The 13,700-nt window shown below is 57.3% G+C and carries 14 protein-coding genes and 1 pseudogene; 9 read left to right on the plus strand and 6 right to left on the minus strand.

The features are described from left to right. Window positions 1-132: 132 nt before the first annotated feature. On the minus strand, window positions 133-1,644 hold the full coding sequence (locus WS95_RS19905) for an ammonium transporter (protein ID WP_059825185.1): 1,512 nt from the start codon (window positions 1,642-1,644) through the stop codon (window positions 133-135). A gap of 37 nt (window positions 1,645-1,681) precedes the next feature. Beyond that, a complete protein-coding gene (locus WS95_RS19910) occupies window positions 1,682-2,020 on the minus strand; it encodes a P-II family nitrogen regulator (protein WP_006398175.1) in 339 nt (112 codons plus the stop codon). A 355-nt stretch (window positions 2,021-2,375) separates the two neighbouring features. Here WS95_RS19910 and WS95_RS19915 point away from each other — a divergent pair, with 355 nt between their 5' ends. After that, window positions 2,376-2,627: an accessory factor UbiK family protein gene (locus WS95_RS19915; protein ID WP_006489451.1), complete on the plus strand. Its 252-nt coding sequence runs from the start codon at window positions 2,376-2,378 to the stop codon at window positions 2,625-2,627. Between the two features lie 311 nt (window positions 2,628-2,938). Continuing rightward, window positions 2,939-3,946 (plus strand): annotated as a pseudogene (locus WS95_RS19920) (YifB family Mg chelatase-like AAA ATPase); the annotation flags it as partial. A gap of 213 nt (window positions 3,947-4,159) precedes the next feature. Here WS95_RS19920 and WS95_RS19925 read toward each other — a convergent pair. Next, window positions 4,160-4,405 carry a helix-turn-helix domain-containing protein gene (locus WS95_RS19925; RefSeq protein ID WP_059825284.1) on the minus strand — a complete coding sequence of 82 codons (246 nt, stop codon included), beginning with the start codon at window positions 4,403-4,405 and terminating at the stop codon, window positions 4,160-4,162. A gap of 13 nt (window positions 4,406-4,418) precedes the next feature. Between WS95_RS19925 and WS95_RS33660 the strand changes: the two genes are divergently transcribed. From WS95_RS33660 to WS95_RS34890, 4 genes are all read left to right on the plus strand, one after another. After that, entirely contained in the window at window positions 4,419-5,174 is a 756-nt protein-coding gene (locus WS95_RS33660) for a hypothetical protein (RefSeq protein WP_257139885.1), read from the plus strand. A gap of 83 nt (window positions 5,175-5,257) precedes the next feature. After that, entirely contained in the window at window positions 5,258-5,941 is a 684-nt protein-coding gene (locus WS95_RS34885; protein ID WP_156444503.1) for a hypothetical protein, read from the plus strand. Between the two features lie 48 nt (window positions 5,942-5,989). Next, window positions 5,990-6,421, plus strand: a complete 432-nt coding sequence (locus WS95_RS19930) for a hypothetical protein (protein WP_059825187.1) — start codon at window positions 5,990-5,992, stop codon at window positions 6,419-6,421. A 278-nt stretch (window positions 6,422-6,699) separates the two neighbouring features. Then, entirely contained in the window at window positions 6,700-9,147 is a 2,448-nt protein-coding gene (locus tag WS95_RS34890; RefSeq protein WP_156444504.1) for a hypothetical protein, read from the plus strand. Window positions 9,148-9,184: 37 nt separating this feature from the next. Here WS95_RS34890 and WS95_RS19940 read toward each other — a convergent pair whose 3' ends face one another. Continuing rightward, the gene (locus WS95_RS19940; protein ID WP_059825193.1) at window positions 9,185-9,982 is read right to left on the minus strand and encodes an abortive infection family protein; all 798 of its coding nucleotides are present in this window, start codon (window positions 9,980-9,982) and stop codon (window positions 9,185-9,187) included. A gap of 216 nt (window positions 9,983-10,198) precedes the next feature. Between WS95_RS19940 and WS95_RS19945 the strand changes: the two genes are divergently transcribed. From WS95_RS19945 to WS95_RS19950, 3 genes are all read left to right on the plus strand, one after another. After that, window positions 10,199-10,516: an ArsR/SmtB family transcription factor gene (locus WS95_RS19945; RefSeq protein WP_059825196.1), complete on the plus strand. Its 318-nt coding sequence runs from the start codon at window positions 10,199-10,201 to the stop codon at window positions 10,514-10,516. Next, window positions 10,488-10,778, plus strand: a complete 291-nt coding sequence (locus tag WS95_RS33665; RefSeq protein ID WP_082746957.1) for an H-NS histone family protein — start codon at window positions 10,488-10,490, stop codon at window positions 10,776-10,778. Before WS95_RS19945 ends, WS95_RS33665 begins: the two co-directional genes overlap by 29 nt. Before the next feature lie 186 nt (window positions 10,779-10,964). Further along, complete coding sequence (locus WS95_RS19950) at window positions 10,965-11,762, plus strand: FkbM family methyltransferase (protein WP_059825199.1); 798 nt, start codon at window positions 10,965-10,967, stop codon at window positions 11,760-11,762. Here the strand turns inward: WS95_RS19950 and WS95_RS19955 are convergent. Continuing rightward, the gene (locus WS95_RS19955; protein WP_082746949.1) at window positions 11,753-13,162 is read right to left on the minus strand and encodes a sensor histidine kinase; all 1,410 of its coding nucleotides are present in this window, start codon (window positions 13,160-13,162) and stop codon (window positions 11,753-11,755) included. The two genes, WS95_RS19950 and WS95_RS19955, sit on opposite strands and share 10 nt — an antisense overlap. Then, window positions 13,159-13,683 (minus strand): oxidoreductase, encoded by a 525-nt coding sequence (locus tag WS95_RS33670; RefSeq protein ID WP_082746950.1) that lies wholly within the window; start codon window positions 13,681-13,683, stop codon window positions 13,159-13,161. The genes WS95_RS19955 and WS95_RS33670 overlap by 4 nt, the downstream gene beginning before the upstream one ends. Window positions 13,684-13,700: the final 17 nt, after the last annotated feature.

Raw genomic sequence — 13,700 nt, forward strand, 5'->3', positions numbered from 1 at the left:
AGAGTGAAGGGTTATCCGCTACGACAGCACGCGTCAGGAGAAAAAAAGCCCGCCGGGTAGGCGGGCCGAAGTCGCTGCGCTCATTCGGGGGCGGGCGCCGTCGTCGCGGCGGCCCGCCGTGGTTCGTGTGACTTATTCCACGTGCTCGCCGTGCAGCACCACGTCGAGGCCTTCGCGCTCTTCCTCTTCGGACACGCGCAAGCCGATCGTCAGATCGATCAGCTTCAGCAGCACGAAGCTCAGCACGCCGCTGTACACGAGCGTGATCAGCACGCCCTTCGCCTGCAGCAGCAGGCTGCCGTCCATGCCGCCGATGTCCTTGACCGCGAATACGCCGGTCAGCAGTGCGCCGAGAATCCCGCCCACGCCGTGCACGCCGAACGCGTCGAGCGAATCGTCGTAGCCGAGCTTCGACTTGAGCCAGGTCGCCGACCAGAAGCACACGACGCCCGCCGCGATACCGATCACGAGCGCGCCCGCCACGCCGACGAAGCCGGCCGCCGGCGTGATCGCCACCAGACCCGCGACCGCGCCCGACACGATGCCGAGCACCGACGGCTTGCCCTTCGCGATCCATTCGGCAAACATCCAGCCGAGCGCCGCGCAGGCCGTCGCGACCTGCGTCGTCAGCATCGCGAAGCCGGCACGGCCGTCGGCCGCGACCGCGGAACCCGCGTTGAAGCCGAACCAGCCGACCCACAGCATCGACGCGCCGATCATCGTCAGCACGAGGTTGTGCGGCGCCATCGATTCGCGCCCGTAGCCGACGCGCTTGCCGAGCACCAGGCACGACATCAGGCCCGCGATACCGGCGTTGATGTGCACGACGGTGCCGCCCGCGAAGTCGAGCACGCCGTCCGCCGACAGCCAGCCGGTCGGCTCCCACACCATGTGCGCGATCGGCACATAGACGATCAGCGACCAGAGCGTCATGAACACGAGCATCGCCGAGAACTTCATGCGATCGGCGAACGCGCCGCAGATCAGCGCCGGCGTGATGATCGCGAACGTCATCTGGTAGACGAAGTAGACCGATTCCGGAATCGTCGACGCGAGATGGCTGACCGTCAGCGTCGTCGCCTTGTCGCCCTTGATGTAGTTCATCCCGTGCAGGAACACGCGCGACAGGCCGCCGATGAAGCCGTTGCCCGGCGTGAACGCGAGGCTGTAGCCGACCACCGTCCACAGCACCGTGATCAGCGCGGTGATCGCGAAGCTTTGCATCACGGTCGCGAGCACGTTCTTCTTGCGGACCATGCCCGCGTAGAACAGCGCGAGGCCGGGGATCGTCATGAACAGCACGAGCGCGGTGGACGTGAGCATCCACGCGGTGTCGCCCGCGCTGATCTTCGACGAATCGACCGAGAACGGTGCGGTGGGCGCCGCCGGGGCGGCCGGCGCGGATGCGGCGGCCGATGCGTCGGCCGCGCCCGAAGCGGGTGCGGCAGCGGCGGCGGATGCGTCGGCGGCCGGCGCCGAAGCGGGTGCGGCGGCAGCCGATGCGTCGGAAGTAGCGGCGGCCGGCGCGGAAGCAGCCGCGGCGGAACCAGCCGCGGCGGACGCCGCGTCGTCGGCGAGCGCGGAGCCAACGCCGGCCGCGATCAGCGAGCCGGCCATCAGCAGGGACATCAGAAGTTTGCGCATCTTGGGTTTCCTCTTGTCGCTTGTCTTGTCTGTTCTGTTACAGCGCGTCCGCGCCTGTCTCCCCGGTGCGAATCCGGATCACCTGTTCGATCGGCGTGACGAAGATCTTGCCGTCGCCGATCTTGCCCGTGCGCGCGGCCCGCTCGATCGCTTCCACCGCCTGGTCGACGAGATCGTCGGACACGGCCGCCTCGATCTTCATCTTCGGCAGGAAATCGACCACGTATTCGGCGCCGCGGTACAGCTCGGTGTGCCCCTTCTGGCGCCCGAACCCTTTGACCTCCGTCACCGTGATGCCCGAGACGCCGAGCGCCGACAGCGCTTCGCGCGTCTCATCGAGCTTGAACGGCTTGATGATTGCGGTAATGAGTTTCATGAAGTCCTCTCGCTGGGTTGTCCCGTCGGATGAGTTGGAATGTTGTGACGGACTCTTCTCAGCAACTCGCATGCCATGTTGGTCCGAGCACCGTCTCGAAGGGCTCCGGAACGGGGTCGCATCCCGCGACGTAAGGCGCGAAAGCCCGGCCGAATGGCCAACATGGCCCGGTTTGCTGGCGCGGCGAAAGGATCGTTGCTAGAGTGCACGCACGTCCCGGATCGCCGGGCCATTCACCCATGCGGGCGCCATGCCCGGAATTCGCGCCCCGCGCGCACCATTTCCGGTCATGCGTGCATCATGGGCACGTATGCAACTGAAGATGCACATTTTTTGTGCAAGGAAGGGGAATCACATGAAGCAACCCAGCGACGTTTTCAACGATCTGCAGTCGCGCGTCAGCGATTTGCTGAAAAACTCGCCGGCCAAGGACGTCGAGCGCAACGTGAAGGCCATGCTGTCGCAAGGCTTCTCGAAGCTCGATCTCGTCACGCGCGAGGAATTCGATACGCAGGCACAGGTGCTCGCCCGCACCCGCGTGCGCCTCGAGGAGCTCGAAAAGCGCGTCGCGGAACTCGAGCAGAAGCTCGCCGCCCCGCAGGCCTGACGCCCCACCGGCCGCAAGGTCCGGGCGCGGGCCGCCTCGTGCGGCCCGCGCCCGCCACCCCGAAGCCGTTTCGCCACGCTTCGTCGTCCGTCGTTCTTCGCAGCCCCTCTTCGTAGTCCATCGCTCTTCGCAGTCCATCGCTCTTCGTAGTCCCGCGCTCTTCGTCGTCCCTCGCTCTTCGCAGTCCGTCGCTCTTCGCAGCACCTCGTTCTTTCCCCGCGCCACGCCGGCAAGCGCGCACCCGATTCCTCCGAGTCCCGCGGCATGCGGCCCCGAACGGCCGTCGTCCGCCTGTTTACAGGAGCCTCGCCATGTCGCTCGCCGTGGTGCGCAGTCGCGCGCCCGCCTCCGGCCGCGCGCCGGACGTCACCGTCGAAGTCCATCTCGCCAACGGGTTGCCGTCGTTCTCGATCGTCGGGCTGCCCGATCTCGAAGTCCGCGAAAGCCGCGAGCGCGTGCGCGCCGCGCTGCAGAACTGCGGGTTCGAATTCCCGGTGCGCCGCATCACCGTCAATCTCGCGCCGGCCGACCTGCCGAAGGAGTCGGGCCGCTTCGACCTGCCGATCGCGCTCGGCATTCTCGCCGCGAACGGCCAGATCCCGGCCGACGCGCTGGCCGGCCGCGAATTCGCGGGCGAGCTGTCGCTGACGGGCGCGCTGCGGCCGATGCGCGGCGCGTTCGCGATGGCGTGCGGCGCCGCGCGGGACCGGCGTGCGGAGGAATCCGGCGCGGGCCTGGCCGGCGGCCCGGGCATGGATCCCGGCGCCCCGCGCGATTCGGCCGCGACAGCGCGTCCGCCCGAGCTGTACCTGCCGCTCGACAGCGCCGCCGAGGCCGCACTCGTGCCGGGCGTGACCGTATTCGGTGCGCGCGACCTGCCTGCGCTGTGCGCGCACCTCGCCGATGCGCCGGACGGGCGGCTCGCGCCGGTCGCCGCGCCCTGTCTCGACGGCCTGCCGGCACCCGCCGCGCCCGACCTCGCGGACGTCATCGGCCAGCGCGGCGCGCGACGCGCGCTGGAAGTCGCCGCCGCGGGCGGCCATCACATGCTGATGGTCGGGCCGCCGGGGGCCGGCAAATCGATGCTGGCGGCGCGGCTGGCCGGCCTGCTGCCGCCGCTGACCGACGACGAGGCGCTGACCTCGGCCGCGCTGCTGTCCGCGAGCCGGCTCGGCTTCTCGCCCGCGCAATGGCGCCGCCGGCCGTTTCGCGCGCCGCATCACTCGTCGAGCGCCGCCGCGCTGGTCGGCGGCCGCAATCCGCCGCAACCGGGCGAAATCACGCTCGCGCACCTCGGCGTGCTGTTTCTCGACGAACTCGAGGTTAGGTATTGAAATTGTTGTTTGTCCGGGTGGATCTACCCTACTTACGGTATCGAAGGGTGTCGAAGGACCAGCCCACGATTACGCGGGGATAACACGCCCCCGCGCACGCCGAGGCGCCACCCATAGCAGGGCAATCATCGATACGACACAACGAAAAGCATGGCCCAGCGAGAGCAGGCGGTTAATCTGCGGAGATCGCGCGGACGTTTACAGACCTGCGGTCTCCAACAATTCCGAGGGGCGGCAGGAAAGTGCGCGCGCAATTTTGAGCAGATTCAGCAGCGTAACGTTACGCTCACCGCGCTCGATTTTGCCCATGTGACTTCGGTCAATGTTGGCAAGATGAGCAAGCGACTCCTGAGAAATGTCGAGCTCCAGCCGACGAACGCGAATAGCCTTCCCCACTTCCTTGAGGTTCGCCTCTGTATCGCTTCGACCAGATACCCTTTCCATCAGGATATGGTCGATGTACCATGCCATATTGGCCACGGCATTTACGACCCATTTTTCGCCGCGCGCCCCATCACTTGGGATGACTGAGGTTTTGATCAAACAAGACGAAGTGCGGTCCGCACTCGCAGATGTTCGAAGCGGGCTGGACTATTTTGAGCGCGTGCTCGATACAGTTGATACGGGGAATGGACCAATTTCTCGCGGCTACATCGACCTCGTCGGTGCTCTCATGATCAGAGGCTCCGTGGATGTCTGGTACCGAGGTGAATACATCGCTGTTCCGTTTCGTCGGCTCTCGGAGTGGTTTAGAAACCCGATGACTATCACAGCGGAACGCCATCAAGTCGATGAAACCATTGTCCGTCGATGGGCGGACCGAGAAATAGATGAAAACGGCGGAACGATGAACCTTCCCTGCAACCACCCAGGTTGCCGCCGAATGCGTACCTTGACCTTCTATGGCCCGCAAGAGATGCAAGCGGCCGAAGTAAAATCCGAGTCGGCAATCTGGTACTGCCACCACCATCGGCTACCAGCCTGGCAATCACAGAAGGCGCTCGGTGACGATCACGTCATGGCACTGAAGCGCGTGCACAATCTTCCTGGCTGCAGTCGCCAACAGCTTGGCGCGAAAAAAAGTGACACCGACTTCCTTGTATCACTTGGTCTTCTGTCAATGTCTACGCATAACGCGCATATCGGGGGCCGAGCACTCGCGTTCTACCTTACTGACGAAGGCCGGAGATATGTTCTAAAGTTATCGACGTAACGCGTGCAGACGCGTCGATACATGGCTTGAAGTGATTGCCCGACGGCTATTCGGCACTTCTGGCCGACCAGCGCAGGAGAAAAATGGATAGCTTTGACCTGTCCGATCTCGATGACGTCTCGCTCGATGGTCTCGAATTTTGCCTACATGTATATCGCATATTCGAAAGTCTCAGACAGACTGAGGAAGGACGAGTCAAACTCCGCATGCGCGCATCAGATGTCGAAAAGAGACTCCTGGAAGAACTGCTGCCGATATGTAAGTTCGTGCAGGCTCGCTATCGTCCGGGACGATACATTTCGGTACGGTGGATAGACGGAAATCAAGCCTTCGATGCCGAACTGGAGCAGCACGGAGACTATGTATCCAAAGGGTACTTCCCGTCTCGAGTCTACCTAGAAGTAACCTGCGCTGTGCATAGCAACGACTATCTGTGCAGAGAGCTAATCACAAAAAACGGAGCTTGCTTCAGCCCAGACGGCGTGAAGCGCCGCAAGACTGGTGAAATTGCCTCAGAACCAGTCGTCTACACGGGCGCCGAGTATGCGCAGAGTTTCAGCGATATTGTTCTTGAACGGATATCGAAGAAGATTAAGAAAAACTACCCGCCTGGAACAATCTTGGTAATTCCGTGCTCGCCCGGCAACCTGTGCTTGCAAGACGATTGGGACGCCCTCGTCAGCAGTGTCAAATGTCGACTCCCGACTCATTCGTTCGGCGAGATATTCATCTATGACACCACACTCGAGCACATGACGTCGCTATGACTCGTCGTCCCAGTCACATCAATGCTCCCACATTCGACTTGATGCGCCATGAAGCTCACTTTGGACCACAACGTGATCATTGACCTCGCCAAGGGTGACAGCCGGACAGTAAAGCTTCGTCGGCACATTGAGCGAGCTGAAGTGGACGCCTACGTTGTGGAAATCGGAGCGTCCGAGATGCGTGAACGCGGTATCCGACCGGATCGCTATGACCTGTTCGTGGATCTGCTCAACGATGCAGGAGTCGCCAAGCTCTCGCGTCTCGCACCACTAGCAATCTGGGATGTGACATTTTGGGATCACTGCCTCTTCGCTGACGACGCGATGACCAGAAAGGCCAAAGAAATTGAAGACATCCTTTTTGGTTTGTCCGCACCGGTTGACATCTCCCACGCTCGCCCCGACACACCGGAGTTCGCAAAATGGCTGAATCGAATCTGCGACGTACAGTCAATGTGGTGCCACCATGTATCATGGTAACGACGTCTTCGTAACATCTGATCGCAACTTCGTGAAACATTCGAAGTTGGGACGCCTGTTGGCTCTTGGCGCGGGACGGATATGTACACCCGACTCACTGTGACAATGGGTAGAGTACAAGCTTTTCTCCGCCAGCCGTTGCGGCAGGAACGTCATCTAGAAACACCATCGTACAGTGCCAATTCAACCACCTTGTGTGGTCGTCGGCCGTCGGAAGCGGTACGGAGCTTGATGGTCGTATGAGGTCGCTCTACTAAATCGCCCACGGGAGCGGAAAAATGGCAACAAGCGATGAAGGAGTCGCGAGGACAAATCCGAACCTACCGACCACCAACTCTACAGGTCGCCTGCTGATAGTGGCCGGAGACGGTCATCAAGACACCAGTCCGCTTGGCAGCATGCGATGGAGTATCGAAGGTGGAAAGTGTCAGCACTGCATCGAAACCGATTCTAGCGGCCGCATCAAAGAGGTCATGGACAGCATCAATGACATCGTTGTCGATCGCAATCACGATTCATTCCCGCTCGATCACGTGAGTGAGGCCTTTCTACGTCACGGGCTCCGTATTATCGACATATCATCTGGCGACCACGAGATATCGTTTGAAATCAATCTCGAGACTGGGCACACCGTGGCTCGATCGGCTCAGCGTCACCAGCACGCGCCTAGGGACTTGGGCAAAAAAATTTTTGACTCGATAAAGCTCGCGCTAGAACGGCCAATGCATGAACTCGCCGAGAAAGTGAGCGCATCTGCTCATGCCGACGATGTGGCCGCAGTGCTCAGGCAAGCACAAACCGATGGCGTCTTGGGTTTTCGACCGACGCATAGCGTCCTTGCTGCCCTTGAAACAGTCGACGTCGAATCAGCGGACCAATCAAACCGCGAGTATCTTCGCCGAGCTCGACTCGAAGTCGCTCAACGCCTCAATCGACCAGACATTATCGCCAGAGAGGCGGAAGCCATACTGGCTGAACACGGACACAATCTGCCTGTTAAAGAGCAAGCGCAATTGGAGCTTGCTGTGGCAATTGGCATGCAGCGCAGAGGGCAGACCGAGGCCGCCCTAGAAACTTGGCGCCGTCTCGCTGGTCCGGACACTCCTTTAGATGCGGGAGGAAGAGGATGGGCATGGCGCAACATATCCCTTGCGCTTGCCGCCTCCGACCCTGAGGCAAGAAAAGCGGCTCAACGCTCTGCCGATGCATTCTTGCAGGCCGGCGATAAATATCAGGCCGGTGCCAGTCTACTGCGCATGGCCGACTGCCTAATGACTGAGGCACCCGCAAAGGCGCTTGAAGCGCTAGATCAGATGTTCGTGCTTGTAGAACAAGAGAGCATCACCAACCGTGATCTACGTGCCGCAGTTCATCACGCTCGTGCGAATCGATTACTGACCCTTCGAAACGCGGCTCTCGCTCTCAAGGATGCAGAGCAAGCTATCGCACTCCGTCGCGAACTCCATGGATCGGAGGAGCGCCTCGCTAGTTCGTTACATGTAGCAGCCGCTGCGCTTTCGATCCTCGATCGAAAAGATGAGGCTCGGGCTCTTTCAGACGAGGCGTCCGCATTGCTCGGCAAAAACGAGACGAATCGCGCTGTTTTGGCCGAGCAAGCGATCTCCCTATTTCAGAATTTCGACAACGACATCGCCAACGAACTCGAGCAAGATGCTCGACGCAAGAATTCATGGGAAGTAGTTTCGGCGGTGGTGGCTGCCAGAGCATTGCATGATCCATCGCTGGCGCCAGAACGCCGGCTTAGCCTTCTCGAAGGCTTGATTTCCGAATTGAGAAGTGTCAACGCTCCGTCGACCATGATGGAGGTACCTCGACAGGCAATCGCAGAATTATTAACGCGGATGCAGAAATTCGACCGCGCGTTTGGCTGGTGGCAAGCATTGGCGCAGGACTTACCTTGGAACGACAACGTTCTTCGCAACTTTTTAAACTGCTGCACCGAACTACAAAAGTGGCCAGAAGCCGAGAAAATCTTGCGTGGGCTGCTTGCCCTCCGCGGCGAGCTTCCTGGTATTAAATTCCTTCTTGGACGGGTTATTCTTAGCGCCGGTCGCCCGTCAGAAGCACTAACGATTCTTCACGAAGCTAGCAAGCTGGCGGAGCCAGACAGCGACCTCTTGCGTAACATATTCGATTGGCAAAGGAAGGCGATGGACGCTGGCGCGAACATCGTTGCTTCGAAACCGCCACCGCCAGCAACAGAGGTCAGCAGACAGGAGTTGGAAGCGGCGCTCGACGAATTTGCATTCCAAGTATCCGCACAGCATCGGATGAAGTTTTGGCGAAAAAAGGGAAACAAACGTGAATGGATTGAGCGACCTGAAGCCCTTGCCCAAACTCAGCTCCACATTTTCCTGTCGGCAAAGTTCGGCGACCGGATTGCCGTCTTCGACGAGATCTTCGCCGGAGCGGGGCGTCTTGATCTTTACCTTCAGCTAGCCGGCGGAACTGCCACGGTGATCGAACTGAAAATGTGTGGTGGGCGGTATTCGTCGACCTACGCGGCGGCTGGGGAAGAGCAGATACTGCACTACATGGAAAATTGTCGAACGAATCTTGGATACCTCATCGCGTTTGACGCCAGATTTCAAAAATTCGGAACATCGATATTGACCAAGCGAGCACCGGACGCCTACACAGTCTTCGAAAAATTTGTGGACGTCCGCCCCGATTGGCGAAAGACTCCCAAGCTAGACGTATCCTAATTTGCCTTGCGACGGTCGTGGCTGCACTGGGCGACGGCTACGTCCGACTCGATTGGACCGCGGCCCGGCCCTCAAGGGCTCGAATGAAACGGATCGACGCACCGACATGACTGAAAATCAGCAGCGCCTCGCTGTGATTCAGGATGGGGTTGTCGTGCGCCAGGCTCTTGTTGTTGCGCACATCGTTGAACGCCTCAAAGACGCTAATACTGCTGCGCAGAATACGATCCGTCATCTCTGACTCGAGCAGTCCGGCCGCCCGAACTGCTTTGACGTATTCACCCATGAGGCTGTGCAGCGGCTTGTCCCGATTGACCTCAACGCCGCGGTGCTCGCAGTGCGTGCGAAGAAACTTGATCGTGAACACGTGCAGGCGATCGAGTGCCGTGGCCGGTTCGTTCTGGTCAATCGCGGTGCGGATATGCCTCGCCGCTGCCTCAAAGTCCAGGTCGTTGACGCTGACCGTGAAGGCGTCGGCCTCCGGGACGGGACCCGACGGGTTCTGATGGAGCCGACCGATGATCTTCTCTACATCGGTGAGCAAGGTCGCGTCTACCTCCGGCGGAAAACACTGGTACTCGTTGGCGTGCTCGATCATCGCGAGCAACACCTTGGCGACGATGTGATCGGGCTCGATCGTCCAAAAGCCACGCATCCGGTTTGCTTTTGAGCCAGAGCTGAGGTTGGCTTGATACTTGGCATTATCAATGTCCAGACCCGTGTGCTCTTCGAAAAACAGCGAAAACGTACGGTCTGAAAAATTGAGCACGTAGCCGTTACCCATGCCGAGCAAGCGTTCAAGTTTTCGTTGTTCGATCGAGGACAGGGTTGCCATGTTGTGTCTCGCTATCTTGGCTAGTCTGTCGACGATTGTACTGAGGAACAGCCGTCGTAAAGGGACGCAGCCGGGCGTTAGCAGGAGGTAGCCAGCACCGCCATTGCGTGTTGCGGCCGATGCCGCTCCTCGCGAGCGGCATCGGCCGCCGAGGGGTGGATCAAGCAGTGGACGAAACTCTCGCCCCACGTTCGATATTTCGACTATTACCGAATAATAGAAACGACCCAAACCATTGCCGCCTTGGCTGCACTCGCCCACGAGTCCCGGCTCGCCGTGTTTCGTGCACTCGTCCAGGCCGGGCCGGAAGGCATGCCGGCCGGGCAGATCGCCACGCTGCTGGACGTGCCGCCGTCGTCGCTGTCCTTTCATCTGAAGGAACTGGCGCATGCGCAACTCGTCTCCAGCCGCCAGGAAGGCCGCTTCGTCTTCTATTGCGCGAACTTCGGCACGATGAACGGGCTGCTCGGCTATCATGCGAACAACATAACCAGAGGAGAGTGCCATGGCAACATACAAAGAATTGAAAGCTAAGATGGACGCTCTCGTAGCGCAAACCGAGGCTGCCCGCATCGCCGAATTCCAAGCTGTTGTAGAAGACATCCGTGCGAAAGTTGCAGAGTACGGAATTAGCGAAAAGGACATCTTCGGCAGACAACGCGGCCGCACACCGAAAGTAGCAGTCGAAGCGAAGTATCGAGATCCGAAGACCGGCGCAACCTGGTCGGGCCGTGGTCGCGCACCGTCATGGATCAAGGATGCAAAGAACCGTGATCGATTCCTGATCCAGGAATGACCCAATCTCCAGAGCGCTCCGCGAGAAACGCGATCATTGTGCAGATCACACATTCCGCGTAAATTGCGCTGGAGGTTAGGTCCGGCACGCATCGGGTTGAGTTGACGTCAATATTGCTGCGACTTCAACCATATGTAATTGCAATGTTGTCTCTGACAACAAAACCGCATTTGATAAGGGGCATCCATGAGAATCGCTTACATCTTAGCATCAACAAATCACGGAACGCTTATCATTAACAAAAATGATGAAAATCACAGCGCGGAATATGGAAATTACGGTGTGGGATGGAACATTCTTGAGACTGGCAGCTTCTACAAAACCGATATAAAATTACTAACATCGATTCTTGAATTAAAGAAACGCGAACTAGATGGCAAACGTCCTGTTCTCGCAATCGACTGCGGAGCCAATATCGGCGTACACACAATTGAGTTCGCTCGAGCATTGGACGAAGCGGGAAGTGTTATCTCAATCGAGGCGCAAAGATCAGTATATTATGCGCTATGCGGGAATATCGCCATTAATAATTGCTTCAATGTAGAGGCAAAAAATGCCGCCATTGGTAACAAAAATGGGGCCCTGAAAATACCATTCATTGACTACCACAAGAAATCCAGCTTCGGAAGTCTTGAACTTATCAAAAGCACCACCAACGAGGATATTGGGCAGAATATCGATTACGATCGCGGATATGACGTTCCCCTAATCACACTTGATTCGTTGAATCAGTCGTATGTCGATCTGATAAAAATCGATGTCGAAGGTATGGAGGAAACCGTCATTGCTGGTGCGCTGGAAACATTGAGCGCTTCTCGTCCGATCATGTTCATCGAAAAGATTAAGTCAAATTCCAGCAGGATGCATCAGACGTTGGGCGATCTTCAATATGAAATTCATGACCTCGGTCCGAACGTACTCGCGATCTCGAAGGGTGAGCCGATGTTGAATGATATCCGCCACTTGCTTGAGAGTCATGGATGATTATCCGCGTCGGCGCGCGTTGGATCGATTTTGATTGGCAGCAACACATCTGGCACCGGATATGATCGGTAAGGAAGTTTGACGGTGAAGGTCGTCCCCTTGCCGATGTCGCTATCTACCGATATCTGCCCCCCCAGAACTTCCACAAGACCGCGCACAACTGCCAGGCCCATTCCGTACCCCGAGATGGCTGAATTTTCTGGAATCGAGCTTTGAAAGAATGGTGAAAACAGAAAGTCCACCACGCTCTTGTCAATGCCAACACCCTCGTCAGTAATTTCTATCGTCACCAAAGAACCGTCAGATGTCGAAGGAATTCCATATCTGATCTGGACAGCACCGCTCTCGGAATATTTTATAGAATTCTCAACGAGATTATAGATGATTTGCTGCACACGCTGTTCATCTGAAATGAATTTTGTGAGCGGCGTATAAATCGTCGAATTAAGTCGAATTCCTTTTTCTTCCGCCTTAGATTTAAATCTCCGAACAGCCTCGTTGACGATCTTCCGCAGATCAACAGTGGAGATGTGCAAGTTTACCTTGTTCGTCTTGAGTCTTAGGTAATCAGTCAGATCCCTCATATGTGTTTCAATGTGCTTTACTGCATGGTCGATGTTGACCACTGCATGCATCAAATCCAGACTCATGGCGTAGTGTGATATGTTCTCGTTAGCGGACACTATCGTCTGCAAAGGATTGCGCAGTTCATGATTAATCGCGGCAAGAAAGACTTGCTTGGTATGCGCGACTTGTTGTGCAGTTTGTAGTGCTTGGCGAAAATTTCGAATCGATCGCGCAAAGATGACGATCGCCACAAAAAACAGCAGAGATACACCGATGTTGCTGTACAGCAACATACTTCTGTTCCGCAGGGCTTCGACCAGTAGCGCATCGCGTCGCCTCACCTCGGAGAGCCCAACGGCACTGACGAATTGGTCATAGGCGGTATCGAAGACGCCCGACGCAGCGATAAGCGAATCGGTTGCCTCGCTGTCTACAGGGAACCTCGTCATCCATTCATCCATTCTAGCGAATGTCTTGTCGAGATCGGCAACGACAGAGTAATACAGTGGCTGCTGATAGGCGAATTGAGTCGTTTCTGAGCGCTGCGAGATAATGAAAAATTTAGATACTAGAATTTCATATTTAAATCTTATTGCATCAGAGTTCCGTCGCACACCATACTTGTATTTCAATAACGCCACCTTAAAATCGTCCGCCGCGATGCGGAATTGCGCAATTCCCCAATAAGGATTTTCCGTAGGCCCGACAAGATCATAAATTGACTGCTGCCGGATGATGTGGATAAGAAAACATATCCACACCAGCAACAACACGGCGAGCGCTGGAATGAAGCGCCTTGAGATAAGCCATTTTTTTGATATAACAAATCTCATTTCACATAGATTTCTTTTATTTGGCGAATTTCTCGCGTCGCGTAATCGGACGTTCTCAGGATGTTTTGATCCATACCACGTGGATAAACAAGGAATAACGGCCCTAGATTTCGGAGTTTCAGAAATATCCCGTCTTTCATGTAGGCCATCAAAGGATGGAATGCAATGATATCGGTCATGGGGATATCATGTGCGACATAACCGTCGTACGCAACAATGTCCAGATATGCCCCCCTTGCCTTTACGCGGGCAAGCACGTCCTCGAGCAGAATCCCCTTGAATTTCGCAACCGAGGTCCACGGTGTCGCAGTGACTATCTCATGCTGTGGAAGAGATAGCAACGCGTCCTGGTCGAAATGATACGTTTCTTGGTTTGGATCGTTACGAATCTGTATTTTTCCGGATATTGTTAGAGCTAGCGGAACTATATCGACATGACTGTCGCTGTAGCCCGGTGCGCTTATCGAAAGCGCGAGGCAGAAAATCGTGTATTGCAGCAGTCGTTGAGCGATGGCGGGCATGAAGACGAGTACCGAGT

The organism is Burkholderia sp. MSMB1826, assembly GCF_001526325.1.
Classification (GTDB): domain Bacteria; phylum Pseudomonadota; class Gammaproteobacteria; order Burkholderiales; family Burkholderiaceae; genus Burkholderia.